At 72.1% G+C, this 24,890-nt stretch carries 22 protein-coding genes and 3 tRNA genes; 13 read left to right on the top strand and 12 right to left on the bottom strand.

Annotated features, from left to right (window positions below):
* Positions 1 to 55: 55 nt before the first annotated feature.
* The 4 genes from purD (at position 56) to OHA91_RS19960 (ending at position 6,168) form a co-directional block, all read left to right on the top strand.
* A complete protein-coding gene (gene purD / locus OHA91_RS19945) occupies positions 56 to 1,309 on the top strand; it encodes a phosphoribosylamine--glycine ligase (RefSeq protein WP_031156337.1) in 1,254 nt (417 codons plus the stop codon).
* A gap of 307 nt (positions 1,310 to 1,616) precedes the next feature.
* Positions 1,617 to 3,440, top strand: coding sequence for a M48 family metalloprotease (locus tag OHA91_RS19950; protein ID WP_266499944.1), 1,824 nt, complete (start codon positions 1,617 to 1,619; stop codon positions 3,438 to 3,440).
* Positions 3,441 to 3,678: 238 nt separating this feature from the next.
* Positions 3,679 to 5,166 (top strand): N,N-dimethylformamidase beta subunit family domain-containing protein, encoded by a 1,488-nt coding sequence (locus tag OHA91_RS19955; protein ID WP_266499676.1) that lies wholly within the window; start codon positions 3,679 to 3,681, stop codon positions 5,164 to 5,166.
* A 96-nt stretch (positions 5,167 to 5,262) separates the two neighbouring features.
* The gene (locus OHA91_RS19960; RefSeq protein WP_031156343.1) at positions 5,263 to 6,168 is read left to right on the top strand and encodes a phosphoribosylaminoimidazolesuccinocarboxamide synthase; all 906 of its coding nucleotides are present in this window, start codon (positions 5,263 to 5,265) and stop codon (positions 6,166 to 6,168) included.
* A 47-nt stretch (positions 6,169 to 6,215) separates the two neighbouring features.
* Here the strand turns inward: OHA91_RS19960 and OHA91_RS19965 are convergent.
* The 8 genes from OHA91_RS19965 to OHA91_RS20000 all read right to left on the bottom strand — a co-directional run bounded on the left by OHA91_RS19965 (position 6,216) and on the right by OHA91_RS20000 (position 10,655).
* Positions 6,216 to 6,288: transfer RNA gene (locus OHA91_RS19965), tRNA-Gly, on the bottom strand.
* Positions 6,289 to 6,310: 22 nt separating this feature from the next.
* Positions 6,311 to 6,922: a response regulator transcription factor gene (locus OHA91_RS19970; RefSeq protein ID WP_328739687.1), complete on the bottom strand. Its 612-nt coding sequence runs from the start codon at positions 6,920 to 6,922 to the stop codon at positions 6,311 to 6,313.
* Positions 6,919 to 8,157 (bottom strand): sensor histidine kinase, encoded by a 1,239-nt coding sequence (locus OHA91_RS19975; RefSeq protein WP_031156346.1) that lies wholly within the window; start codon positions 8,155 to 8,157, stop codon positions 6,919 to 6,921. Before OHA91_RS19975 ends, OHA91_RS19970 begins: the two co-directional genes overlap by 4 nt.
* A gap of 21 nt (positions 8,158 to 8,178) precedes the next feature.
* On the bottom strand, positions 8,179 to 8,943 hold the full coding sequence (locus OHA91_RS19980) for an ABC transporter permease (RefSeq protein ID WP_328739688.1): 765 nt from the start codon (positions 8,941 to 8,943) through the stop codon (positions 8,179 to 8,181).
* Positions 8,940 to 9,887, bottom strand: a complete 948-nt coding sequence (locus OHA91_RS19985) for an ABC transporter ATP-binding protein (protein WP_031156350.1) — start codon at positions 9,885 to 9,887, stop codon at positions 8,940 to 8,942. The genes OHA91_RS19980 and OHA91_RS19985 overlap by 4 nt, the downstream gene beginning before the upstream one ends.
* A 145-nt stretch (positions 9,888 to 10,032) precedes the next feature.
* A tRNA-Gly gene (locus OHA91_RS19990) sits at positions 10,033 to 10,105 on the bottom strand.
* Positions 10,106 to 10,177: 72 nt separating this feature from the next.
* Positions 10,178 to 10,249, bottom strand: a tRNA-Gly gene (locus OHA91_RS19995).
* 88 nt (positions 10,250 to 10,337) lie between these two features.
* Positions 10,338 to 10,655: a histone-like nucleoid-structuring protein Lsr2 gene (locus tag OHA91_RS20000; protein WP_031156352.1), complete on the bottom strand. Its 318-nt coding sequence runs from the start codon at positions 10,653 to 10,655 to the stop codon at positions 10,338 to 10,340.
* Between the two features lie 321 nt (positions 10,656 to 10,976).
* On the opposite strand from OHA91_RS20000, the gene purS reads away from it, so the two are divergent.
* The 6 genes from purS (at position 10,977) to OHA91_RS20030 (ending at position 17,215) form a co-directional block, all read left to right on the top strand.
* Complete coding sequence (purS, locus tag OHA91_RS20005) at positions 10,977 to 11,228, top strand: phosphoribosylformylglycinamidine synthase subunit PurS (protein WP_008740952.1); 252 nt, start codon at positions 10,977 to 10,979, stop codon at positions 11,226 to 11,228.
* Positions 11,229 to 11,230: 2 nt separating this feature from the next.
* Positions 11,231 to 11,911, top strand: coding sequence for a phosphoribosylformylglycinamidine synthase subunit PurQ (gene purQ, locus OHA91_RS20010; RefSeq protein WP_031156354.1), 681 nt, complete (start codon positions 11,231 to 11,233; stop codon positions 11,909 to 11,911).
* The gene (gene purL, locus OHA91_RS20015; RefSeq protein ID WP_037633613.1) at positions 11,908 to 14,157 is read left to right on the top strand and encodes a phosphoribosylformylglycinamidine synthase subunit PurL; all 2,250 of its coding nucleotides are present in this window, start codon (positions 11,908 to 11,910) and stop codon (positions 14,155 to 14,157) included. Before purQ ends, purL begins: the two co-directional genes overlap by 4 nt.
* A 225-nt stretch (positions 14,158 to 14,382) precedes the next feature.
* The gene (locus tag OHA91_RS20020) at positions 14,383 to 15,555 is read left to right on the top strand and encodes a hypothetical protein (protein ID WP_328739689.1); all 1,173 of its coding nucleotides are present in this window, start codon (positions 14,383 to 14,385) and stop codon (positions 15,553 to 15,555) included.
* Positions 15,556 to 15,564: 9 nt separating this feature from the next.
* Positions 15,565 to 16,356, top strand: a complete 792-nt coding sequence (locus OHA91_RS20025; protein WP_031156359.1) for a maleylpyruvate isomerase family mycothiol-dependent enzyme — start codon at positions 15,565 to 15,567, stop codon at positions 16,354 to 16,356.
* Positions 16,357 to 16,408: 52 nt separating this feature from the next.
* On the top strand, positions 16,409 to 17,215 hold the full coding sequence (locus OHA91_RS20030; protein WP_031156362.1) for an META domain-containing protein: 807 nt from the start codon (positions 16,409 to 16,411) through the stop codon (positions 17,213 to 17,215).
* 101 nt (positions 17,216 to 17,316) lie between these two features.
* On the opposite strand, the gene OHA91_RS20035 is transcribed toward OHA91_RS20030, so the two are convergent.
* A complete protein-coding gene (locus tag OHA91_RS20035; RefSeq protein WP_328739690.1) occupies positions 17,317 to 18,741 on the bottom strand; it encodes a sulfatase-like hydrolase/transferase in 1,425 nt (474 codons plus the stop codon).
* Between the two features lie 116 nt (positions 18,742 to 18,857).
* Entirely contained in the window at positions 18,858 to 18,953 is a 96-nt protein-coding gene (locus OHA91_RS20040; RefSeq protein WP_328739691.1) for a putative leader peptide, read from the bottom strand.
* Between the two features lie 148 nt (positions 18,954 to 19,101).
* Between OHA91_RS20040 and purF the strand changes: the two genes are divergently transcribed.
* Both purF and purM read left to right on the top strand, forming a co-directional pair.
* Complete coding sequence (gene purF / locus OHA91_RS20045; RefSeq protein WP_266499691.1) at positions 19,102 to 20,619, top strand: amidophosphoribosyltransferase; 1,518 nt, start codon at positions 19,102 to 19,104, stop codon at positions 20,617 to 20,619.
* A gap of 93 nt (positions 20,620 to 20,712) precedes the next feature.
* Positions 20,713 to 21,783: a phosphoribosylformylglycinamidine cyclo-ligase gene (gene purM, locus OHA91_RS20050; RefSeq protein WP_031156365.1), complete on the top strand. Its 1,071-nt coding sequence runs from the start codon at positions 20,713 to 20,715 to the stop codon at positions 21,781 to 21,783.
* A gap of 79 nt (positions 21,784 to 21,862) precedes the next feature.
* Here purM and OHA91_RS20055 read toward each other — a convergent pair whose 3' ends face one another.
* A complete protein-coding gene (locus OHA91_RS20055; protein ID WP_030839703.1) occupies positions 21,863 to 22,126 on the bottom strand; it encodes a DUF3073 domain-containing protein in 264 nt (87 codons plus the stop codon).
* Positions 22,127 to 22,406: 280 nt separating this feature from the next.
* Positions 22,407 to 23,525 (bottom strand): Leu/Phe/Val dehydrogenase, encoded by a 1,119-nt coding sequence (locus OHA91_RS20060; protein ID WP_030664648.1) that lies wholly within the window; start codon positions 23,523 to 23,525, stop codon positions 22,407 to 22,409.
* Between the two features lie 192 nt (positions 23,526 to 23,717).
* Between OHA91_RS20060 and OHA91_RS20065 the strand changes: the two genes are divergently transcribed.
* A complete protein-coding gene (locus tag OHA91_RS20065) occupies positions 23,718 to 24,572 on the top strand; it encodes a hypothetical protein (RefSeq protein ID WP_209441549.1) in 855 nt (284 codons plus the stop codon).
* Positions 24,573 to 24,890: the final 318 nt, after the last annotated feature.

Consider the following 24,890-nt stretch of genomic DNA (forward strand, 5'->3'; position numbering starts at 1 on the left):
CCCAGTTGGGTGGCCGCACGAAGGCGGCGCCGCCGTCCGGGCTAGGCTGAGCAGCGTGAAGGTCCTCGTCATCGGCGGCGGCGCCCGCGAACACGCCCTGTGCCGCTCTCTGTCCCTCGACCCCGACGTCTCCGCGCTGTACTGCGCTCCCGGCAACGCCGGCATCGCCGAGGTGGCCGAGCTCCGCCCGGTCGACGCCCTCGACGGCGAAGCCGTCGCCGCTCTCGCGACCGGACTCGGCGCCGACCTGGTCGTCGTCGGCCCGGAGGCCCCGCTGGTCGCCGGGGTCGGCGACGCCGTGCGCGCGGCCGGCATCCCCGTCTTCGGCCCGTCCGCCGAGGCGGCGCAGCTCGAAGGTTCCAAGGCCTTCGCCAAGGACGTGATGGCGGCGGCCGGGGTCCCGACCGCGCGCAGCTACGTCTGCACCACCCCGGAGGAGGTGGACGCGGCCCTCGACGCCTTCGGCGCCCCCTACGTCGTCAAGGACGACGGTCTGGCTGCCGGCAAGGGCGTCGTGGTCACCGAGGACCGGGACGCGGCCCGCGCGCACGCACTCGGCTGCGACCGCGTCGTCATCGAGGAGTACCTCGACGGCCCCGAGGTCTCCCTCTTCGCCATCACCGACGGCGTCACGGTGGTCCCGCTCCAGCCCGCGCAGGACTTCAAGCGCGCGCTGGACGGCGACCAGGGCCCCAACACCGGCGGCATGGGCGCGTACTCCCCGCTGCCCTGGGCCGACCCGAAGCTGGTCGACGAGGTCATGGAGCTCGTGCTCCAGCCGACCGTCGACGAGCTGCGCCGCCGCGGCACCCCCTTCTCGGGGCTGCTCTACGCCGGCCTCGCGATCACCGGTCGCGGCACCCGGGTCATCGAGTTCAACGCCCGGTTCGGCGACCCCGAGACCCAGGTGGTCCTGGCCCGGCTGCGGACCCCGCTCGCGAGCGTGCTCCTGAACGCCGCCAAGGGCACCCTGGCCGACGAGCCGCCGCTCGTGTGGCGCGAGGACGCCGCCGTCACGGTCGTCATCGCCTCCCACAACTACCCGGACACCCCCCGCACCGGGGACCCGATCGAGGGCCTGGCCGAGGTGGCCGCCGAGGACGCGCCCGACGCCTACGTGCTGCACGCCGGGACCCGGCGCGAGGGCGACGCCGTCGTCAGCGCGGGTGGTCGCGTGCTGTCGGTGACGGCGACCGGTTCTGATCTGGCGCAGGCGCGCGAGAAGGCGTATACGGCCGTCGCGCGCATCCGGCTGGACGGCTCGCAGCACCGTACGGACATCGCCGCCAAGGCGGCCGGGCTCGGCTGACCAGCGGCTCCACGGACCCGCGGGCCCGGTGCGCACCCCCTGCGCCCGGGCCCGCGGGCGTGTCCGCGTGCGACTGCATCCGGCCTCGTTCGAACGCATCCACCTTTACCCAAAGCCATTCCATCGGGTGATCGTCACCTCGTCTGCCTGACGGCCGGGCGTGCCCCAACTAGGGTGCGGCGCAAGCATTCCGGCACTTGGCCCACCGACCTTGCGATGTCAGTGGCGGGTGTCACAGTGGGGGAGTGAGCAACGCAGCCGCAGGGCAGAGGGGGTGAGACCGGCCGTGTCCGGAATCGGTTCGATCATGGAAGCGGGCGTTCCGTCCGCGCGGTCCCGCGCCTTGGCCGTGCTGCGCGTGCGCAGCCGGGCCCTGGCCGTCGCGCTGCTGCCCGCCGCTCTCGCGGTGGTGCTGGTGGCCGCCCGGGCGACGGGCCGGCTGGCCGGCGAGCCGTGGGGCACCGTGACGCTCGTGGTGTGCGCGGTCGCGGCGCTGGTGCTGCTCCTCGGCGGGGTCTTCGCCACGGTGGTGCTGCGGGCGAGCCCGGCGGTGACGCCGACGGTGCCGCTGTCCGAGGCCGCCGCCCCCGATCTCTACCGGCTGGTGCGGGACCTTGCCGACCGGATGGACGTGCCGCCGCCCTCGGCGATAGCCCTGACGCCGGACTGCGACAGCTGGCTGGAGGACCGCACGCATGCGGCCCACCGCCGCGGCGGCATAGCCGGCGGCCCCCAGTCCGCGCCCGGTGCGGCGCCTGTGCTGGTGATCGGCTCGCCGTTCCTGTGGTGGATGCGGGTCGCCGAGCTGCGGGCGGTCCTGGCGCCGGTCGTCGCCGGCACGGGTCCTTCCGCGCACCCGGACATAGCCGACGCCCGAGGCTTCGTACGGGGCCTGGACGCGGCCGTGGACGTGGGCAGCCGCCGGGGCCTCGGCTGGATCGCCGCGCCGGCCCGGCTCCTGCTGAGACTGTGTCGGACGGACGCCGCCGAGATGGAGCGCGGGGTGGCCGCCGCCGCGTCGGACCGTGCACAGGGTGTGGACTACGGGCTGCGCATCGTCGCCCAGGAGCAGGTCGGCCTCGCCTACGCGGGCTGGGACCGGCTGCTGACCAGGGTGGCCCTGCCCGCCTGGCGGATGGGCCGCTGGCCCGCGCACCTGGACGCCGGGGTGGTCTCGGCGCTGACCGAGCTGTCGCGGCGGGACCGGCTGGCCGAGGGCTTCACCTCGCGCCTCGGCGAGCGGCCCGCCTGTGACCTGCTGGAGCAGCCCGGCGTGATCGACGAGGCGACCTCGCTGCTGGCAGCGCGGCTCTTCCACGGCGGCCCGGCCGAAGCCGGGCCGCAATGGTCCCCGGTGGAGTGGACGGCGTATCCGGAAGAGGTCGTGGACCGCAAGTGGCGTGCGGAGGCCGCCCGCCTGCACACGGCGCTGGACGCGCTCGCCGGCCCGGCGGGACTGCCCGCCGGACCGATCGGGACGACCGGAACGACCGGAACGACCAGAACGACCGGACCCACCGCGTCCGCCGGCTCCGTGAGCCCGGCCGGTGCCGGTTCCGCCGCCCCCGGCGCCTCGGTGCCTCCCGCCGCCGCTGCGGGTGCCTCCGGCTCACCCGTACCGTCCGGCCCCTCCGCTACGGCGGGATCCGCGACGATCGAAGCCGCCGCCGCGGCGCCCCCCGCCGCGGACGGCTTCGCCGGGCCCACGCTGGAGCGGGTGCTGGGCTGCCTCACGGGCGCCTCGGGAGAGGGAGCGCTCGGCGAGGCCCTGGCCGGCCGGCTCAGCGCCGACCTGGCCCGTGAGGAGCGGGCCGCGGGCACGACCGGCGGGGCCGGGAAGGCGCGCGGCGCGGACGCCGTACCGCTGTTCCCGCTCCAGCCGCCGCGCAGCGGCCGGGACCTGTTGGCCGACCACGTGACGGCGATGGTGTGCTGCGCGGCCGTGGACTCGGCCGGGGCCGCACCCGGGATGGACTGGCTCGACGGACCGGTCCTGCTGGTCGGCGGCGACCGCCGGACCGACCTGGCCCCCCGCGTGCTCTGCCTGGTCGAGGACGGCGACCCGGAGCCCCTGCGGGACTGGCTGTCGGCCCTCGGCGTCCGCACGGAGAAGCCGGTCCGGCTCGTCTGAGACACCCCCTGCCCCGCCCCCGGAGGGGCGACGGATCGCACACGCAAGCGGACTTCAATGTTCCGGTCTCGTCAATTCGCGACGAACGGTGACGGACTGCGTGCGTAATGTGATGTGCTGGGACCGGTCGCGGCTGGATGCTCCCGAAGCGGATGTCCGAGAAGCGCCGTACCGGCGCAAAGGGCGCCACGCTCCGAGGCGACGCACGCCGGCCGGGGAGCGAGGGAGGGGAGCGGTCATGGGTACGGACCAGATCCGGCGTTGGGAGTCGGGTGCGCTCGCGCACGCGGTGAACGACCCCTTCGGGCAGGGCCCCCTGCCCTGGTTCCGGGGCAGCGAGCTCTACTTCGACGACACCGGCCAGGTCGTCCCCTGGTACGTGGACCCGGCCGCCGCGGCCGCCGGCACCGGCCAGATCCCCCGGGCCCGCGGGAACGGCGGCCCCCGCACGGCCGACGACGTGCACCGCCAGATCAAGGGCTTCGCCTCCACCGGCGCGGTCGCCCCGGGCGAGGCCATCGACTTCCACATCACCGTCGACCCGCCCCAGCAGTTCTCCGTCGACGTCTACCGGATCGGCCACTACGGCGGCGACGGCGCCTCGAAGATCACCACCAGCCCCCGCCTCTCCGGCATCGTCCAGCCCGCCCCCCTCGCCGCCGACCGCACCGTCTCCTGCCACCACTGGTGGCTCTCCTGGCGGCTCCAGGTCCCGTCCTACTGGAGCGTCGGCGCGTACGTCGCCGTCCTCACCACCGGCGACGGCTACCGCTCCCACATCCCCTTCACGGTCCGCGACGACCACCCCGCCGACCTGCTGCTCCTGCTTCCCGACATCACGTGGCAGGCCTACAACCTCTACCCGGAGGACGGCCGGACCGGCGCCAGCCTCTACCACGCCTGGGACGAGGCGGGCCGGCTCCTCGGCGAGCAGGACGCGGCCGTCACCGTGTCCTTCGACCGGCCCTACGCGGGCGCCGGCCTGCCCCTCCACGTCGGCCACGCCTACGACTTCATCCGCTGGGCCGAGCGCTACGGCTACGACATCGCCTACGCCGACACCCGCGACCTGCACGCCGGCCGCGTCGACCCCACCCGCTACCGCGGCCTGGTCTTCCCCGGCCACGACGAGTACTGGTCGGCGCCGATGCGCCGCACCGTCGAGCGGGCCCGCAACCACGGGACCTCGCTCGTCTTCCTCTCCGCCAACACGATGTACTGGCAGGTCGAGCTCGGCCCCTCGCCCTCAGGGGTCGCCGACCGGCTGCTCACCTGCCGAAAACGGCGCGGACCGGGCCGCCCCAGCCTCTGGCGCGAGGTCGACCGCCCGGAGCAGCAGCTGCTCGGCATCCAGTACGCCGGCCGGGTCCCCGAGCCCGCGCCGATGATCGTGCGCAACGCCACGCACTGGCTGTGGGACGCCACCGGCGCCGGCGAGAACGACGAACTGCCCGGCCTGGTCGCGGGCGAGGCCGACCGGTACTTCCCGCGCACCCAGCTCCCCGAGCACCAGGACCGGATCCTGCTCGCGCACTCCCCGTACCTCGACACCGAGGGGCAGCGCCGCCACCAGGAGACCTCCCTCTACCGGGCGCCCAGCGGTTCGCTGGTCTTCGCCTCCGGCACGTTCGCCTGGTCCCCGGCCCTCGATCGCCCCGGCCACGTCGACGAGCGCGTGCAGCGGGCGACGGCCAATCTCCTCGACCGGATCTGCAAGCACGACTGACACGGCCGCGCACGGCCGACCCACCCCTGTACCCGGGAGGGCGGCCAGGTGCGCGAGAATCGGTGTGCGCTTCATACAGAACCACAGGGAGACCCCGTGTCCGGATTCGTCGAAAAGCCCGAGCCGGTTCAGGTTCCGGGCCTCGTCCACCTCCACACCGGCAAGGTGCGCGACCTCTACCAGGACGAGGACGGCCGCCTCGTCATGGTCGCCAGCGACCGCATGTCCGCCTTCGACTGGGTGCTGCCCACCGAGATCCCGGACAAGGGCCGCGTCCTGACCCAGCTCTCCCTGTGGTGGTTCGACCAGCTCGCGGACCTCGTCCCGAACCACGTCATCTCCACCGACCTGCCCGCCGGCGCCCCCGCCGACTGGGCCGGCCGCACGCTGATCTGCAAGAACCTCGACATGGTCCCGGTGGAGTGCGTGGCCCGCGGCTACCTCACCGGCTCGGGCCTCGCCGAGTACAAGCAGACCCGCACGGTCTGCGGACTCGGCCTCCCCGAGGGCCTCGTGGACGGCTCCGAGCTGCCCGGCCCGATCTTCACCCCGGCCGCCAAGGCCGAGGTCGGCGAGCACGACGAGAACGTCTCCTACGAGGAGGTCGCGCGCACCACCGGCGCCGAGACGGCCGCGCTGCTGCGCCAGACCACCCTCGCCGTGTACAGCCGCGCCCGGGACATCGCCCGCGAGCGCGGGATCATCCTGGCCGACACCAAGTTCGAGTTCGGCTTCGACCCGAAGGACCGCACGCTGGTCGCCGCGGACGAGGTGCTGACCCCGGACTCCTCCCGCTTCTGGCCGGCCGACCAGTGGGAGCCGGGCCGTTCGCAGCCCTCCTTCGACAAGCAGTACGTCCGCGACTGGCTGGCCTCCGCGGCCTCCGGCTGGGACCCCAAGGGCGAGCTGCCGCCGCCGGCCCTCCCGACGCAGGTCGTCGCGCAGACCCGCGCGAAGTACATCGAGGCCTACGAGCGCCTGACCGGCCTGGACTGGTCGTAGGAAAACGAAGAAGCCCCGGTCCGAGGACCGGGGCTTCTTCCTTACAGAGCGGACAACGCGACTCGAACGCGCGACATCCACCTTGGCAAGGTGGTGCTCTACCAACTGAGCTATGTCCGCAAGCGCCGTAAGGCGAGACCTACTATACCCAACCCCGCTCCCTCGCGAGACGCACTGCCGTGTGCCGGTTCTCGGCACCCAGCTTCGTGGCCGCCGAGGACAGGTAGTTGCGGACGGTCCCCTGCGAGAGCGAGGCCCGCTCCGCGATCTCCGCGATCGGCGCCCCGTCCGCCGCCAGCTCCAGCACTTCGGCCTCCCGGGCGGTCAGCGGGGAGTCCCCGGCGCTGATCGCGTCGGCCGCCAACTCCGGGTCCACATAACGGCCCCCGGCGTGCACGGTCCGGATCAGCTCGGCCAGCCGCTGCGCCGAGACCGTCTTCGGGGCGAAGGCCCGCACCCCCGCCGCCAGGGCCCGCTTCAGGTGTCCGGGGCGCCCGTGACTGGTCACGATCATCGTCCTGCAGTCGGGGAGTTCGGCCCGCAGGGTTGTGGCGACACTCACACCGTCCGCCCCCGGCATCTGCAGGTCCAGCACCGCCACGTCCGGCCGGTGCGCCCGTGCCATCGCCAGTGCCTCGGGGCCGGACGCCGCCTCCGCGATGACCAGCAGGTCGTCCTCCAGCGCCAGGAGCGCGGCCAGCGCCCCGCGGATCAAGTGCTCGTCGTCGGCGAGCAGTACACGTACGGGGCTCACGCCCGCACCTCCAGTCCATCGAGCCGTGGGCCCGGTATCTCCGCACGCAGCCGGAACCGGCCGTCGCCGACCAGCCCCGCCTCCAGCGTCCCCTCCAGCACGGCGAGCCGTTCCCGCAGCCCGGCCAGTCCCGAGCCGGGCGGCCCGGCAGGGGCCTCCGGCGCGCCGTCGTTCTCCACCACCAGCGTCACGGGCCCGCTCGCCGGAGCCGTCAGCCGGATCCGGCAGCGCTGCGCGTCCCCGTGCCGCAGCACGTTCGTCGTGGCCTCGCGGACCACCCAGCCGAGCGCCGACTGGACCTCGGAGGGCAGCTCCCGGTCCGGCCGGAAGTCGACCCGGCAGTCCATCCCGGCCGCTCTCAGCACCCCGCGCGCGCCCTCCAGCTCCACCGCGAGATCCGCCTCCCGGTAGCCGCGCACCACGTCCCGCACCTCCCGCTGGGACTCCCGGGCGATCCGCTGGACCTCGATCATCTGATCCACCGCCTCGGGGCGTTCGCGCCGGGCCAGCTGGACGGCCAGCTCGCTCTTGAGGGCGATCACGGCCAGGTTGCGGCCCATCACGTCGTGCAGGTCGCGGCCGAAGCGCAGCCGCTCCTCGGCCACCGCCAGCCGCGCCTGGACCTCGCGGGAGCGGTCCAGCTCGTAGACCGTCCTCAGCAGCCAGCCCGAGAACCCGCAGGTGGCGCCGAAGAACAGGCCTCCCAGCAGTACTCCGACGGCGTACCCGAGCGCCTTCCCCACAGGCATCCCGAGGCCCAGGGCGGCCAGCCCGGTGGCGACGCCCGCAGCCGCCGAGACGTACCACATCCGCCGGACCGACTTCAGGCACAGGACGAGCGATCCGGAGGTGAACCAGGCCAGTCCGGCCACCATGGTCGGTGCCACGGTCGCCTCGGACCCGCCGGTGGTCCGCAGGGTGAGGACGGCCAGGATGCATCCCGCCGTCACCAGGGCGGTGGCCACCGCCAGCCGGGTGGGGCGTTCACGCCGTCCCACCACCCAGTGCAGCGCCCGGGAGGTGAGCACGCCGCACAGGACCGCGTGCACGCACATCATCAGGAAGAGCGAGAGGGGCACCACGAAGGAGGTCCGCTCGGGGGCCGCGGCGGCCAGCGGGGTCAGCCCGAAGGAGAGGATCTCCAGGAACACGAAGAGGTAGAACGACCCCCGGGTGTACAGCTCGACCTTCCCCGCGGTGCTGCGGTTCTTCCACCACCCGGTCAGCTTCGACACGGCCCCGTCCCCCGACTCGTCCTAGCGGCGCGGTTCCCAGCGGAACCACCGCTGGACAGCAAACACGCTGATCACGATCCAGGCCAGCGCGTTCAGCCCGGCGCCCAGCAGGTCCCCGCTCTCCGCGCCGCCGCTCCAGCCGGCCCGTACGAGGGCCATCACGCCGCTCAGGGGCAGCAGTTCGCAGAGCGAGGCGGCCAGGTCGGGCAGCGCGTCCGTCGGCGAGAACAGCCCCGAGCCGAGCACGGTCGCCAGGAACAGCGGCAGCGTGGTGAGGCCGGCGGTCTCCACGGTGCGGGTGAAGGAGCTGGTCACCGCGGACAGCGCGGCGAGCAGCAGGAGGCCGGCGAGGACCGCCGCCACGAGGAGCAGCGGGTTCTGCGGCATGCGCACGTCCAGGGCGACCGCCCCGGCGACCGCGAGGACGACGATCTGGCCGAGGGCCAGGCAGGCGGCCGGCAGCGCGGTCCCGGCCAGGATCTCCAGGTCCCGGGCCTCGCCGGTGCGCAGCCGCTTGAGGACGAGCTCCTCGCGCCGGGCGACGTAGGCGGAGACCAGGTTCATGTAGACGACGAGGAGCAGGACCATGCCGATCCCGCCGGTCAGGGTGGCTTCGCCGACGGCCTGGGCGCCTTCGACGCCGCTGAGGGAGGAGCGCAGGACGAACACCGTCAGCAGGGGCATCAGGAGGGCCACGCCGAGTGTGGCCCGGTTGCGCACCAGCAGGGTGAGCTCGAAGCGGCCGAGCGCGGTGATCCGGCCGGCGTTGAGGGTGAGCGTGTTCATCGGGTCCCCGCCATCGTGTCGTCGTCGGTGCGGTCGCCGGCGCTCCGGCGGTTCTGGGCGATCTCCAGGAAGGCCTCCTCCAGGGAGGCGGACCGGGCGTCGAGCCCGGCCAGCTCCACGCCGTTCTCCCGGGCCCAGCCGAGCAGCTCGGTCAGGTCCTCCTGGAGCCGTTCGGTACGGATCTCCACGCGCTGCCCGAAGGCGGCGGCCCGCAGTGCCAGCGGGAGCCGGGCCGCGGGCACCCCGGCGGGCAGGGTGAAGCGGATCCGGGCCGGGCGGGTGGCGGTCACCTCGGCCGGGGTGCCGGACAGCACCAGCTCGCCCTCGTGGAGGATCGCCAGCCGGTCTGCGAGTTCCTCGGCCTCTTCCAGGTAGTGCGTGGTCAGCAGCACCGTGGTGCCCTGCTCCCGCAGTTCGCGCACCAGGGCCCAGGTGTCCCGGCGCCCTTCGGGGTCCATTCCGGTGGTGGGCTCGTCCAGGAAGAGCACCTCGGGCCGGCCGAGCAGGGCCAGCGCCAGGTCCAGGCGCCGCCGCTCACCGCCGGACAGCTGCTTCACGCGTACGGAGGACCGTGCGGCCAGGCCGACCAGCTCCAGCACCTCGGCCGCCGGGCGGGCGCCGGTGGTGACCCCGCCCCACATCCGCACCGTCTCGGTGACCGACAGGTCCGAGGGGAAGCCGCCCTCCTGGAGCATCACCCCGGTGCGCGGCCGGACCTCGGCCCGCCGGGTGAGGGGGTCGAGGCCGAAGACGCGGACCTGCCCGCCGCTCGGCGCGGCGAGTCCCTCCAGCAGCTCGACGGTGGAGGTCTTGCCCGCGCCGTTGGTGCCGAGCAGGGCGAAGATCTCGCCCCGCGCCACGGAGAACGAGACGCCCCGTACGGCCTCGAATCCTCCGGTGTAGCCGCGGCGCAGGTCCCGGGCTTCGATCACGGTGTCAGTCATGGCTCAAGCGTCACGGCGGCCGGGGCGGGTCGGCAGTGCGCGCTGTCACGACCGGCGATGACATTTGTCAGGGAGCCCCGTGGCCGGAGGCGGGGGAAATAAGAAGAAGGCCCCGATCGCAATGATCGGAGCCTTCTTCTTACAGAGCGGACGACGCGACTCGAACGCGCGACATCCACCTTGGCAAGGTGGTGCTCTACCAACTGAGCTACGTCCGCAAGCAGTGCACTGCCGGGGCAGTACGTGCATCACTCTACCCGATCCACCGGAGTGGTCGGAAAGCCATGCAGAGCGGGTGACAGGAATCGCACACTGCGCCTTCCCTCTGGAAGAGGGATGTTCTGCTACTGAACTACACCCGCACGACCTCGGAGGCTCTGACCTGCGGCCTCGCCCCTCGGCGTGATCCACACACTAGCGGACGGATGGGGGGCCTTGGCAAATCGGCCCTCAGTGGGCCGCGTTGTAGGCCTCGTAGATCTTCTTCGGGATGCGGCCCCGCGGCGGCACGTCGTGCTGGTTGGACCGGGCCCAGGCGCGGACGACCGCCGGGTCGGGTGCGACCGAGGTGTGCTTGAAGGTCTTCCCCGAGCGCGACTGGCGGCGCCCGGCGGCCACGAAGGGCGCGAGGCCCTTCCGCAGTTTCTTTGCGTTGGCCGCATTGAGGTCGATCTCGTACGACTTACCGTCCAGGGCGAACATGACCGTTTCCGCCGCTTCTCCGCCGTCGATGTCGTCGGAGAGCGTGACCACTACGCGCTGCGCCACGGATATCGGTCCCTTCGTGCGACGCCGCCACCTGCATGACGTGCGGCGATGTCGCCTGTTCGGATGTTTTGGGGCAATGCAACTTTCGACCGGAATCCCGGTTGATTCCTTTGTACCTCGATTCTCATTGCATTGCGAAGCTCAGTTAATTCTCTCCGCGTGTCCCGCCGCAATGCCGGGTACGTGGTTTTCCTGCGGATTTTGCGAAGCGTTGGTGAAGCCGAAACGGCGCGGTGATCAAGGCCGCCGGATATCTACCCGCGTAGAAATTTCGGCCGGGTACGCTGATGGAACCGCCTTGCACCAACCACCTCATCGGGAGTGCCAGTGGCACGCGTCGTAGTCGACGTCATGCTCAAGCCGGAGATCCTCGACCCCCAGGGCCAGGCGGTGCAGCGTGCACTGCCGCGCCTGGGCTTCGAGGGCATCGCCGACGTCCGTCAGGGGAAGCGCTTCGAACTGGAAGTGGAGGGACCGGTCGACCAGGCCGCCCTCGACCGCATCCACAAGATGGCCGAAACGTTCCTCGCCAACACCGTCATCGAAGACTTCACCGTGAAGGTCGAGGCCTGACGGTGACCACTCGCATCGGAGTCGTCACGTTCCCCGGAACGCTCGACGACCGTGACTCGCTGCGCGCCGTCCGCCTCGCGGGGGCCGAGCCGGTCTCGCTCTGGCACCGCGACAAGGACCTCCACCAGGTCGACGCGGTCGTCCTCGCGGGCGGCTTCTCCTACGGGGACTACCTGCGCGCCGGGGCCATCTCCCGCTTCTCGCCGGTGATGGAGACCATCATCGAGCAGGCCAGGGCCGGCATGCCGGTCCTCGGCATCTGCAACGGCTTCCAGGTCCTCACCGAGGCCCACCTGCTGCCGGGGGCGATGCTCCGCAACAACCACCTGCACTTCATCTGCCGCGACCAGAAGCTGCGGGTGGAGAACGCGGAGACCGCGTGGACCGGCGACTACACCGCCGGCCAGGAGATCTCCGTACCGCTCAAGAACATGGACGGCCGGTACGTCGCCGACGAGCGCACGCTCGACGAACTGGAGGCCGAAGGCCGAGTGGCCTTCCGCTACCTGGACGTGAACCCGAACGGGTCGCTCCGCGACATCGCCGGCATCACCAACGCCGAGGGCAACGTCGTCGGCCTGATGCCGCACCCCGAGCACGCGGTCGAGCCGCTGATCGGGACCGGCCGCACCGACGGCCTCCCGTTCTTCACGTCGGTCCTGAAGAAGCTGGTCAGCGCATGAGCCTCGACACCGTCAAGAACGCCACCGAAACCCCGGACGCCTCCCAGCCCTGGAAGGAGCTCGGCCTCAAGGAGGACGAGTACGCCCGGATCCGGGAGATCCTCGGCCGCCGCCCGACCGGCGCCGAGCTCGCCATGTACTCGGTCATGTGGTCCGAGCACTGCTCGTACAAGAGCAGCAAGGTCCACCTGAAGCAGTTCGGCGAGAAGGTCCCCCAGAACGACGCCATGCTCGTCGGCATCGGTGAGAACGCCGGCGTTGTCGACGTCGGCCAGGGCTACGCGGTCACCTTCAAGGTCGAGTCGCACAACCACCCGAGCTACATCGAGCCCTACCAGGGCGCGGCCACCGGCATCGGCGGCATCGTCCGCGACATCCTCGCCATGGGCGCCCGCCCGGTCGCCGTCGTCGACCCGCTGCGCTTCGGCGCGGCCGACCACCCCGACACCAAGCGCGTCCTGCCGGGCGTCGTCGCGGGCATCGGCGGCTACGGCAACTGCCTGGGCCTGCCCAACATCGGCGGCGAGGTCGTCTTCGACGCCTGCTACCAGGGCAACCCGCTGGTCAACGCCGGCTGCATCGGCGTCATGAAGCACGAGGACATCCACCTCGCCCAGGCCTCCGGCCCCGGCAACAAGGTCATCCTCTACGGCGCCCGCACCGGCGGCGACGGCATCGGCGGCGTCTCGGTCCTCGCGTCCGAGACCTTCGACGACACCAAGCCCACCAAGCGCCCCGCCGTCCAGGTCGGCGACCCCTTCCAGGAGAAGCTCCTCATCGAGTGCACCCTGGAGATCTTCAAGGAGAAGCTGGTCGCGGGCATCCAGGACCTCGGCGGCGCCGGCCTGTCCTGCGCCACCTCCGAGCTGGCCTCCGCGGGCTCCGGCGGCATGCGCGTCGAGCTCGACACCGTCCCGCTGCGGGACGCGACGCTCTCGCCCGAGGAAATCCTCATGAGCGAGTCGCAGGAGCGCATGTGCGCGATCGTCGAGCCGCAGCACGTCGACCGCTTCATGGAGATCTGCGAGAAGTGGGACGTCATCGCCACCGTCATCGGTGAGGTGACCGACGGCGAGCGCCTGGAGATCTTCTGGCACGGCGAGCAGATCGTGGACGTGCCCCCGGGCACCGTCGCCCACGAGGGCCCGGTCTACAACCGCCCCTACGCCCGCCCCGAGTGGCAGGACGCGCTCCAGGCGGACGACGCGGGCAAGCTGCCCCGCCCGCAGACCGCCGAGGAGCTGCGCGCGCAGGTCCTGGCCCTGGTCTCCTCCCCGAACCAGGCCTCGAAGTCCTGGGTCACCGACCAGTACGACCGCTTCGTGCAGGGCAACACCGTGCTGTCGCAGCCCGAGGACGCGGGCATGGTCCGCATCGACGAGGAGTCCAACCTCGGCGTGGCCATGGCCACCGACGGCAACGGCCGCTACGCCAAGCTCGACCCGTACACGGGCGCGCAGCTGGCCCTGGCCGAGGCGTACCGCAACGTCGCCGCGACCGGCGCCAAGCCCCTGGCGATCTCCGACTGCCTGAACTTCGGCTCCCCCGAGGACCCGGGCGTCATGTGGCAGTTCGCCGAGGCCACCCGCGGTCTCGCGGACGGCTGCCTGGAGCTCGGCACCCCGGTGACCGGCGGCAACGTCTCGCTCTACAACCAGACCGGCGACGTCGCGATCCACCCGACCCCGGTCGTGGCCGTGCTCGGCGTGATCGACGACGTCAACCGCCGTACGCCGATGGCGTTCGCGGAGGCCGGCCAGCTGCTCTACCTGCTCGGCGACACCGCCGCCGAGTTCGGCGGCTCGGCCTGGTCCCAGGTCGTCCACGACCACCTCGGCGGCCTGCCGCCGAAGGTGGACCTGGGCCGCGAGAAGCTCCTCGCCGAGATCCTGATCTCCGCCTCGCGCGACGGCATGATCGACGCCGCGCACGACCTGTCCGACGGCGGTGTCATCCAGGCGCTGACCGAGTCCTGCCTCAAGGGCGGCAACGGCGCGCGCGTCGTGGTCCCCGAGGGCCTGGACGCCTTCACGTTCCTCTTCTCCGAGTCCGCGGGTCGCGCCATCGTGGCCGTCCCGCGCAGCGAGGAGCTCCGCTTCACCGACATGTGCGGTGCGCGCGGCCTGCCGGTCGCCCGCATCGGCGTGGTGGACGGCGACGAGATCGAGATCCAGGGCGAGTTCAGCCTGCCCCTGGCCGAACTCCGCGAGGCCCACGAGGCGACGATCCCGGCCCTGCTGGCCTGATCCCGCCGCTTTCGTACGAGCCCCCGGCCTGCCCCACCGGCCGGGGGCTCGGCGGTTTCCGGGGCGCCGCCCCTGTTGGTACGGTCGGCGCCGGAATCGCAGGTGCAAGAGCGGGGGGCGGGGATGTTCGAACCACTGGGGCCGTCCAGGGGCGGGCCGTTGCCCGATCGGGGCCGATGGCGCAATGCGGTCAATTTGCTGCTGTGCACGGCAGGTGTGGGCGGCGTGGTGTTCGGTGGCTGGGCGCTGCACGACACGTACACGACCCACCAGTACGCCAAGGCCTCCCGTGGGCTGATCACCCGGGCGTGCGCCGGGCTGGTGGACGCCGACGCGGTCATGCGCCTGGACGGGGGCACCGACCGGGTGGTGCTCGGTGGCGACGAGCCCCGCACCGTCGACTTCGAGGGGATCCCGGACGGCTGCGTGCTGAGCCGCGTGGAGGAACGCCACGGCCGGGAGGTGCGGATCGGCCAGTTCACCCTCGACATCAAGGGGCTGCCCCAGGAGCGCGTCCTGCACACCGTCGAAGACTTCCCGGACGAGCCCTTCACCACCCTGGGCCTCGGCTCGCAGGGCGACATGACCGCCCGGACCAGGCTTCCGGACCGGATGCCGCTCGGCGACGGCCGGCTCGGTGACTACGGCCCCGACGACGTCACCGTCGTGGCGCGCTGCGAGCAGCCGGCCGAGGCCGCCACCACGACCCTGATCGTGACCGCCACCTCCCCCAGCACCCGGGACGAGGCCGGTGACCGTCCGGTCCTGGCGCGCCTCGCCCGCCAGGCGGCCGTGGGCGCCGCCGCGAAGTACGGCTGCCGGGCGCAGCTCCCCGAACTCCCGGACCGGCTGCCGGCACCCGTCGTCGATCTCGGTCCGGCAGCCGGTGACCGGTCGGACAGCTGCGGCTGGTACGCCGCCCACCTGCGGACGGCGGACGGCGGAACGCTGCCCGACCGGGCGGCCGGAGTGCCCCTCGGCGGAGCCGCCCGCGAGGAGGGCTGCCTGCTCGCCGTGGGTCCCGGGGCGACCCGGCGCATCCATCCGACGCTGGGCAAGGAGCAGCGTGCCCACCTGGACCTGGACGCCGTCCTGCGGATCTCGTCCTGGTGGGTCCGGACCAGGTCCTACTTCGGCGACGACGCGGCCGCGTTCGCGGTCGAGACCCCCGGCAAGCGGATCCCCGACCCGGTGGCCCCCGGCACCGCGGGCCGCCTCGGCGACGTGCTCCACGGCTCGGCGACCTGCCAGGGCCGGCCGGCCACCCTGACGATGACCGTCCCGTACCGCTACCGGTCCGTCCTCGGCACGCGCCTCGACGAGCTGTTCACGGCGTACGCCACCGACGCGGCCGCGCGGCGCGGATGTACCGGCCTCGTGCTCCCGCCGCCCGAGTAGGGTCGGGGCATGCCGCCCGCCAGGAAGAAGCCGCGCGCCTACGACCCCGTGAAGATCCGTGCGGCCGTGACCGCGCAGTTCGCCCATGTCGGGCGAGCCGTAAGGGAGTTGGGGCCCGAGCAGCTGCAGCGCCCCAGCGGGCTCGGGGACTGGACCGTCGCCGACCTCGCCGCACACATCGCGTGGATCGCGGACTCGCTGGCCGCCGGCCTCGCCCGGCCGCCCGCCGCCGTCCCCGAACTGACCGCGACCGAATGGCCCTTCGCCACCGCGTCCCTCGCCGGGAAGATCTCCGAGGCGGCCCGGGAGACCCTCACCGGCGCCCCCCTGCCCGAGCTGTACGAGCGGGCGGCCGGCGCCATGGCCGAGGCGCTCGCGGCGAACCCCGGCGGGCGCGTGCTCCAGCTGTGGATCGGGGACATGACCCTGGCCGACTTCCTGGTCACCCGGACCGTGGAGCTGGTGGTCCACACCGACGACCTGAACCGGGCCGCCGGACTGGACATCCCGATCGAGCGGCAGGCGCTGGCCGCCTGTACGCGGCTGCTCGCCGACTCCCTCGCCCTGAAGGCCCCGGGCGGTTCGGTCGAGGTACGGATCCCGCCCTTCGCTGTGGTCCAGTGCATCGAGGGCCCGCGGCACACCCGGGGCACCCCGCCGAACGTGGTGGAGACCGACCCGCTGACCTGGATCCGGCTCGCGACCGGCCGTACGGCATGGGCCGAGGCGCTCGACGCGGCCCACGTGCGGGCCGGCGGTGAACGGGCCGACCTGTCGGCGCTGCTCCCGCTGATGCGCTGAGCGGGGCGCGGCCGTGGTGGAACCGACCGGAGACCGCGTTCGTCCCAGGGGCATGCGTACCCTCCGGCACGTCTCCATCCCCGCGGGGCTGGCCCTCGTCCTCGCGCTCGCCGCGGCCGGCTGCGGCCGGGCCGAGGAAGGCGCGGGCGCGGTGCTCCCCGATCCCGTGGGCCGCTGGGCCGTCGAGTCCCTGACCACGGGCGGCCGCACCCTGCACGCCCCCGAAGCGGCCCGGCTCGACTTCGGCGACAACCAGGTCAAGGGCAACTACGGCTGCAACGGCTTCACGGCGGCCGTCTCCTTCGCGGGCACCTCCGCGGTGACCGTGACCCCCGGCGCCTCGACCACCATGGCCTGCGCGGACATGGAGTTCGAGACGGCCTTCGCCAAGCTGTTCACCGGGCGCCTGACCATCGACCGGGGGCCCGACCGGCTCACCCTGAAGACCGCCGACGGGAGCACCATCGCCATGACCTCGGCGCCCGCGACCCCCGACGCACCGCTCACCGCGGTCGAATGGACCGTCCAGTCCCTGATCAGCGGCACGTCGGTGTCCTCGCTGCCCGCCGGGGCCGCCGGCACGGCGCGGTTCACCATCGCCGCCGACCTGTCCGTGAGCGGGACCCTCGGCTGCAACCGGTTCAGCGCCCAGGTCACTCGCGACGGCGACCGGCTCACCTTCGGGCCGCTCACCACCACGCGGATGGCGTGCGACGGCCCGGCGGGCGAGGTCGAGGCGAAGCTGACCGACCTGTTCGCGAGCGGACCCCTCGTCTCCGGGATCGAGGGCCGCCGGCTGACCCTCACCGCCGCGGACGGCAAGGGCCTGATCGCCGAGGCGCCGTCCGACGTCGAATAGCGCCGTCCGCGTCCGGGCCGGGGCGTCCGGGGCGGGGCGTCCGGGACGGGGCGTCCGGGACGGGCGGTCGGTGCACGGCCGCCCGTCCCGCCCCGGCCGGCTCACGCCGGGTAGGGCAGCAGGCCCGCGTCCACGGCCTCCCAGGCCGTGCGCAGCTCCGCCAGCCGGGCGGGCTCCACGGTCGCCCTGTCGGCCTGTTCGCGGATGTCCCCGGCCAGGTTGAACAGCTGGTCGCGGCCCGTCTTGCCGCGGTAGTACTTCCAGTCCCCGCGGCGCAGGGCCCGCTCCCCGCGGACCCGCCAGAACAGGTCCCGCTCGGCGGCCTTCTCGCCGCGCAGCAGGTATCCGGCCAGGCTCACGCCGTCCAGCGGGTAGGCCGGGTGCGGGCGCGCACCGGCCACCTCCAGCAGGGTCGCGGTCCAGTCCGGGCTGAACACCGGCACGCGGCTGACCTGGCCGCCGTCCAGCCTCGCGGGCCAGCGCAGGATGTTCGGCACGCGGATGCCGCCCTCCTGGAGCGAGGCCTTGTTGCCCGACAGCGGCCAGTTGTAGGAGAACCGCTCGCCGCCGTTGTCGCTGGAGAACACCACGACGGTGTGCTCTTCCTGGCCGGAGCGCTTCAGGGCCTTCAGCACCTCGCCGACCGACCGGTCGAGGTCCTCGACCATCTCCTTGTACTTCTCGACCGAGCCGCCGTCCTGGTGCCACAGGGCGCGCCCGTCGCCCGCCTTGATGCGCCGGACGATCTCGGCGCTCTCCGCGGTGTCCCCGTCGGCGATCCACGGCCAGTGCGGGGTGGTGAAGTTCAGGTTCAGCAGCCAGGGCTTGCCGTGGTGGTCGCGGGAGACGTACTCGCTCGCCCGCTCGGTGATGATCCGCGTGTAGTAGCGCAGGTCCTTGTACTCGGCGTCGCCCTCGTAGAGGTCGTACTCGCCGCCCAGGCCCAGCTTGGAGTAGTACTCCAGGGCCCCGCCGAAGTTGCCGAAGAACTCGTCCCAGCCGGACTTCGTCGGGCTGTAGTCGGGCAGGTAGCCGGCGTGCCACTTGCCGATGAGCGCGGTCGCGTACCCGGACGCCTTCAGCAGCGAGGCCAGCGTGGGGTGGGTGGGCTCCAGGCCGACGGACTTGTCGGCTATCGGCTCGGCCAGCCCGCCCCTGGTCCGGGCCGGGTAGCGGCCGGTGTAGAGGCTGAACCGGGTCGGCGAGCAGGTGGCGGAGCCCGAGTAGGCGTCGGTGAAGCGGACGCCCTGGCGGGCGAGCCGGTCCAGGTTCGGGGTCTTGATGTGCGGGGAGCCGTACACCGAGAGGTCGGCCCAGCCCAGGTCGTCACCGAGGATGAACAGGATGTTCGGGCGGCGCGACGGACGGACCCGGGAGGCCCGGAAATCCCGCTCGGCGGGACCCGCCTGCGGGCCCTCGGCGGCCTGGGCGGGGGCGGCTCCCAGCCCCGTGGCGGCGGCGGCCGCGGTCACGCCGACGGCGCCTGTGAAGGCGCGCCGGGACAGCTTGTTCTCGTACGAAGACACAGATACTCCAAAGCACGGTCCGCCGGCCGGCTCCGGGCGGGGCGCGGGACGGCGCGCGGCACGGCGGAGCAGGGCGGGGCGGAGCGGAAAAGGGGAAAGCGCAGGAAGAGTTGTGGCTACGCGGAACAGCGACAGATGGCGCTCGCGACACGGACCAGGTCCACGTGCCGGCGCTCGAAGAGGGTGACGGTGCGGTCACCGAGAGGCTGCATGGACCGAGAGCCTGTACGAATGCCTTCGTACATGTCAACAAGGTGATCCGAATACCGAGACGGGGGCGTGCGGTCACCCTCTGTGCTGTGACATTTCCCGGCCGTCCCCAATTCGGACCAGTGGTCGATCTCGCCTACACTCGGAAGCGTGCCTCGTGGTGATGGACGACTCAACCACGACCTGCTCCCCGGCGAAAAGGGCCCCCAGGACGCTTGTGGCGTCTTCGGTGTCTGGGCTCCGGGTGAAGAGGTCGCCAAGCTCACCTACTTCGGACTGTATGCGCTGCAGCACCGTGGACAAGAGTCCGCGGGAATCGCTGTGAGCAACGGTTCCCAGATCCTCGTCTTCAAGGACATGGGCCTCGTTTCCCAGGTCTTCGACGAAACCTCCCTCGGCTCGCTCCAAGGTCATATCGCGGTCGGTCACGCCCGCTATTCGACCACCGGCGCATCCGTGTGGGAGAACGCGCAGCCCACTTTCCGCGCGACCGCCCACGGCTCCCTGGCCCTGGGACACAACGGCAACCTGGTGAACACCGCCGAGCTCGCCGAGATGGTCGCCGACCTCCCTCGTCAGGACGGCCGTGCCACCCAGGTGGCCGCCACCAACGACACCGACCTGGTCACGGCCCTGCTGGCGGGCCAGGTGGACGCGGACGGCAAGCCGCTGACCATCGAGGAGTCCGCCCGCGTGGTGCTCCCGAAGGTCAAGGGCGCCTTCTCGCTGGTGTTCATGGACGAGGGGACCCTCTACACCGCCCGTGACCCGCAGGGCATCCGCCCGCTGGTCCTCGGCCGCCTGGAGCGCGGCTGGGTGGTCGCGAGCGAGACCGCCGCCCTCGACATCTGCGGCGCCAGCTTCGTCCGCGAGGTCGAGCCGGGTGAACTCGTCGCCATCGACGAGAACGGTCTGCGCACCTCCCGATTCGCGGAAGCGAAGCCCAAGGGCTGTGTCTTCGAGTACGTCTACCTGGCGCGCCCGGACACCGACATCGCCGGCCGCAACGTCTACCTCTCGCGTGTCGAGATGGGCCGGCGCCTGGCGAAGGAAGCCCCGGTCGACGCCGACCTGGTGATAGCGACGCCGGAATCCGGTACGCCCGCCGCGGTCGGATACGCCGAGGCCAGCGGGATTCCGTACGGCTCGGGCCTGGTCAAGAACGCCTACGTCGGCCGGACCTTCATCCAGCCCTCGCAGACGATCCGCCAGCTCGGCATCCGCCTGAAGCTCAACCCCCTCAAGGAAGTCATCCGGGGCAAGCGCCTGGTGGTCGTGGACGACTCGATCGTCCGCGGCAACACCCAGCGCGCCCTGGTCAAGATGCTCCGCGAGGCCGGCGCGGCCGAGGTCCACATCCGGATCTCCTCGCCGCCGGTGAAGTGGCCGTGCTTCTTCGGCATCGACTTCGCCACCCGGGCCGAGCTCATCGCCAACGGCATGACGGTCGACGAGATCGCCACGTCGCTGGGTGCGGACTCCCTCTCGTACATCTCGCTCGACTCGATGATCGAGGCGACGACGATCCAGAAGCCCAACCTCTGCCGCGCCTGCTTCGACGGCGAGTACCCGATGGAGCTCCCGGACCCGCAGCTCCTCGGCAAGCAGCTCCTGGAGACCGAGCTGGCCGGCGGCACGGACGCCGCCGACGCGCTCCGCCGCCCGTAGGTTCCCGGCTCGACCTGCGCGGGGCCCTGTCTTTCAGGCTTTTCCCAGGGCCCCGCACCAACCGCAGTAACGACACGAAAGCTCTCTCCTGTCATGACAGAGAAGACCACCGGTGCCAGCTACGCAGCCGCGGGCGTCGACATCGAAGCGGGAGACCGCGCCGTCGAGCTGATGAAGGAGTGGGTGAAGAAGACGCAGCGCCCCGAGGTCCTCGGCGGCCTCGGCGGTTTCGCCGGCCTCTTCGACGCCTCCGCCCTCAAGCGGTACGAGCGCCCGCTGCTCGCCTCGGCCACCGACGGGGTCGGCACCAAGGTGGACATCGCCCGCCAGATGGGTGTGTACGACACCATCGGCCACGACCTGGTCGCGATGGTCATGGACGACATCGTCGTCTGCGGCGCCGAGCCGCTCTTCATGACCGACTACATCTGCGTCGGCAAGGTGCACCCCGAGCGTGTCGCGGCCATCGTCAAGGGCATCGCCGAGGGCTGTGTCCTCGCCGGCTGCGCCCTGGTGGGCGGCGAGACCGCCGAGCACCCCGGCCTGCTGGGCCCGGACGACTTCGACGTGGCGGGAGCCGGCACGGGTGTCGTCGAGTACGACCGCCTGCTCGGCGCGGATCGTATCCGTACGGGGGACGCCGTCATCGCGATGGCTTCGTCCGGCCTTCACTCGAACGGGTACTCGCTGGTCCGCCACGTCCTCTTCGACCGCGCCGGGATGTCCCTCGACAGCCACGTCGAGGAGCTCGGCCGGACCCTCGGCGAGGAGCTCCTGGAGCCCACCAAGATCTACTCGCTGGACTGCATGGCCCTCACCCGGACGGCCGAGGTGCACGCCTACTCGCACATCACCGGCGGCGGTCTCGCGGCCAACCTGGCCCGGGTGATCCCGGACCACCTGCACGCCGCGGTCGACCGTTCGACCTGGACCCCCGGCGCGGTCTTCGACCTGGTCGGCAAGGCCGGGCAGGTGGAGCAGCTGGAGCTGGAGAAGACCCTCAACATGGGCGTCGGCATGATGGCCGTCGTGCCCGCCGAGTCGGTGGACGTGGCGCTGACCGCGCTGGCCGACCGGGGCGTCGACGCCTGGGTCGCTGGCGAGATCCTGGACCGCGGCGACCGCACCGAGGGCGCGACCCTCACCGGTTCCTACGCGAGCTGAGCAGCACTGAAACCCGGCCCGGGGCTATGCCCTGGACCGGGTTTCAGTCTTTGATGTGCCGTGCAGACGCCTCAGGGCGTCAAGCGCCGCGACGCTGTGCCGACGGACCGGACTCGTCGTCCTCGTCGTCGTCATCGCTGTTGTAGAGGTCCGCGTACCGAGCGTACGGGTCGTCCTCGTCCAGCTCGTCGTCGTCTACCTCGACCGGCTCGCTGACAGGCAGCGGTTCCGCGGTCGATGCGCCCAGCTCGTTGGCCAGACGCGACAAGTCAGTCCCGCCGCTGCTGTACTTCAGCTGGCGGGCGACCTTCGTCTGCTTGGCCTTTGCCCGGCCGCGCCCCATGGCTCGACCCCCTCGGTGACGGGGCTCGACGGCCCCAGAGTCTGACACGCGTTCATGGTTCGGAGCGGGCTCTCCGTGGAGAGACCGTCCGTAGGGGTTTAACGGTACCTGCTTCCGCGGCCATACGGTACGCCGCCCGCATGACGCGCCCCGGTGCAGAACCAACAAGGCGCCCCGTCCTCGCTGGTCAGCTGCGATTTTAACCCTTTCCTGGCGGGCGACCCGCCGAAGTGCAGTGAGTTCCGTCTCGCCGCACCCCGGCGGGCCCCCCGACGGGCCCTTAGGAGGCCGTGACCGGGAGGGTCCGGCGGCCGTCCGCCATGCGCTGCTCGGCGATCCGGTCGGCCGCGGCGGCCGGCGGAATGCCGTCCGCCTTCGCACGAGCGAAGATCTCCAGCGTGGTGTCGAAGATCTTCGTGGCCTGCACCTTGCACCGGTCGAAGTCGAAGCCGTGCAGCTCGTCGGCGACCTGGATGACCCCGCCCGCGTTGACCACGTAGTCCGGGGCGTAGAGGATGCCGCGGTCCGCGAGGTCCTTCTCGATGCCCGGGTGGGCGAGCTGGTTGTTGGCCGCGCCGCACACGATGGTGGCGGTGAGGGCCGGGACCGTCTCGTCGTTCAGGGCGCCGCCGAGCGCGCACGGGGCGTAGATGTCGAGGCCCTCGACACGGATCAGGGCGTCCGTGTCGGCGACCGCGGTGACCTTGCCCGGGTGCTTGTCGAGGATGCGCTGCACCGACTCCTGGCGGACGTCGGTGATGACGACCTCGGCGCCGTCCTCGAGCAGGTGCTCCACCAGGTAGTGGCCGACCTTGCCGACGCCCGCGACGCCGACCTTGCGGCCGCGCAGGGTCGGGTCGCCCCACAGGTGCTGCGCGCTGGCGCGCATGCCCTGGAAGACGCCGTAGGCGGTGAGCACCGAGGAGTCGCCGGCTCCGCCGTTCTCGGGGGAGCGGCCGGTGGCCCAGCGGGTCTCACGGGCGACGACGTCCATGTCGGCGACGAAGGTGCCGACGTCGCAGGCGGTCACGTAGCGGCCGCCGAGGGACTCCACGAAACGGCCGTAGGCCTCCAGGAGTTCCTCGGTCTTGATGACGTCGGGGTCACCGATGATCACGGCCTTGCCGCCGCCGAGGCCGAGACCGGCCATGGCGTTCTTGTAGGACATGCCGCGCGAGAGGTTGAGCGCGTCGCGCACGGCCTCCTCGTCGGAGGCGTAGGCGTGGAAACGCGTACCACCGAGGGCGGGGCCCAGGGCGGTGGAGTGGATCGCGATGACGGCTTTCAGGCCGGTGGCTCGGTCCTGGCACAGCACGACTTGCTCGTGGCCGCCCTGCTCCGTGCGGAACAGGGTGTGCAGGACGCCGTCGGTCATTTCGGTCACGGTGGTGACTCCCATGGAAGAGATGCGGCGGGAAGACGCCCCCCTGCGGGTGGGGGAGGACGTGCTGGGAGCAGAGTAAGACCTGTGGGCCGGATGGGGGTGTCCTGTCCGGGGATCGAAACACTCCTGGAGTACGGGAGGCGGTCCGGGCCCGGCGACAGGCGGGCCGGAGGTGAAGCGGGCCCCGGAAGAGGGGAGTACGAGAGGGTGACCGAATCCCCCGATCCCCTGCTGCCCTCCGCGCGCTCGGCGCCGGCCGTCCCGTACGCCTCCTACCTGCGCGTCTACGAACCCCTGGCCGCCTTCGCGGAGCCGGAGCGCACGCACTGGGCGGAGTACGCCCGGCGCGGGACGGCCCCGACCGCCCAGGACGAACTGCGCCGGTCGCTGGCGGACTTGGTGCGGGTCCCGCTGGTGGGGGTGCCGGAGCACGAGAGTGCCGACGCCTTCACCGCGGAGGTCGACGGGGTGCTGCTGGTCTGCCCGTGGCGCACCCGGCTGCGCGGTTGGCTGGCGCTGGAGGAGCTGGTCGACCAGTTCCCGCTGCCGGTGCTGGACGCGGCGCTCCCGCCGGTGGCGCGCCGGCGGGCGGCCGAGGAGTACGAGCGCTGGCGCGAGCGGAACCCGGACGCGCGCCCGTGGATCCGTACGGGGGTGTGGCAGATCCCGCTGCGCTGGTTCGTGCTGGTCGCGGACGAGGAGCGGGAGTACGTGCCGGGGGAGCGGCTGCGCTACCGGACGCCGATGGTGCAGGCGCGCCGGCGCCTCGCCCGGGCCCTGCGCACGCTGCGCGCCGCGGAGGGGTACGGGATGCTCGCCGAGGGGCTGGTCGAGGTGGGGAGCTGGCTGGAGGAGTTCCATCCGCGCTCGATGGTCGAGCTGGACTACGGCGGGCTGGTGCACGCCCTGTCGGCGGACCGGCTCGCGGCCGACCGCTCGGCGGGGGACCTCGCGGCGGGTATCGCGGCCCTGCGGGCGGGGGACGCCGAGGGTGCGGAGGAGGTCTACTGGGGGCTCGCGGAGCGGTGGCGGGCGGTCCGGGAGCGACTTTTTGCGAATTAGGCCGAAAGTCGCCGGTGTGGCTGGTTTCACCTTTCGGAGGTCCGTACGTACCGCCGCGTATCGGTCGTTCGGTCAAAACTGGCTGATCAGAGCCCTGATCGTGGCATTTGGGACGTAGTGCCAGGACCTACGTCCCGATACGGGCCATTGGCCCAAGCGTGACGGACCGCACTAACCACACCCTTGCGCCCTTCCCCTACCCTCGTGCCAAAATAGGACAAGGAGTCCGGGGAGGGTTCCTTCCGCCCAACTAAGGGCGGAATGCTCGGCATTGCACTCTACGGGGGGTCTGACGACTCCTGATCGCTCTGTGACTGA

This window comes from Streptomyces erythrochromogenes, assembly GCF_036170895.1.
Taxonomy (GTDB): Bacteria; Actinomycetota; Actinomycetes; order Streptomycetales; family Streptomycetaceae; genus Streptomyces; species Streptomyces erythrochromogenes.

What these genes read in the sequence shown, in the direction of transcription:
- OHA91_RS19950 (WP_266499944.1), top strand. Translation starts at nt 1,617, where the DNA reads ATGGAAGCGGGCGTTCCGTCCGCGCGGTCCCGCGCCTTGGCCGTGCTG.
- OHA91_RS19955 (WP_266499676.1), top strand. Translation starts at nt 3,679, where the DNA reads ATGGGTACGGACCAGATCCGGCGTTGGGAGTCGGGTGCGCTCGCGCAC.
- OHA91_RS19980 (WP_328739688.1), bottom strand. Translation starts at nt 8,943, where the DNA reads ATGAACACGCTCACCCTCAACGCCGGCCGGATCACCGCGCTCGGCCGC.
- OHA91_RS19985 (WP_031156350.1), bottom strand. Translation starts at nt 9,887, where the DNA reads ATGACTGACACCGTGATCGAAGCCCGGGACCTGCGCCGCGGCTACACC.
- purL (WP_037633613.1), top strand. Translation starts at nt 11,908, where the DNA reads ATGAGCCTCGACACCGTCAAGAACGCCACCGAAACCCCGGACGCCTCC.
- OHA91_RS20025 (WP_031156359.1), top strand. Translation starts at nt 15,565, where the DNA reads ATGCCGCCCGCCAGGAAGAAGCCGCGCGCCTACGACCCCGTGAAGATC.
- OHA91_RS20030 (WP_031156362.1), top strand. Translation starts at nt 16,409, where the DNA reads ATGCGTACCCTCCGGCACGTCTCCATCCCCGCGGGGCTGGCCCTCGTC.
- OHA91_RS20040 (WP_328739691.1), bottom strand. Translation starts at nt 18,953, where the DNA reads ATGCAGCCTCTCGGTGACCGCACCGTCACCCTCTTCGAGCGCCGGCAC.
- purM (WP_031156365.1), top strand. Translation starts at nt 20,713, where the DNA reads ATGACAGAGAAGACCACCGGTGCCAGCTACGCAGCCGCGGGCGTCGAC.
- OHA91_RS20055 (WP_030839703.1), bottom strand. Translation starts at nt 22,126, where the DNA reads ATGGGGCGCGGCCGGGCAAAGGCCAAGCAGACGAAGGTCGCCCGCCAG.
- OHA91_RS20060 (WP_030664648.1), bottom strand. Translation starts at nt 23,525, where the DNA reads ATGGGAGTCACCACCGTGACCGAAATGACCGACGGCGTCCTGCACACC.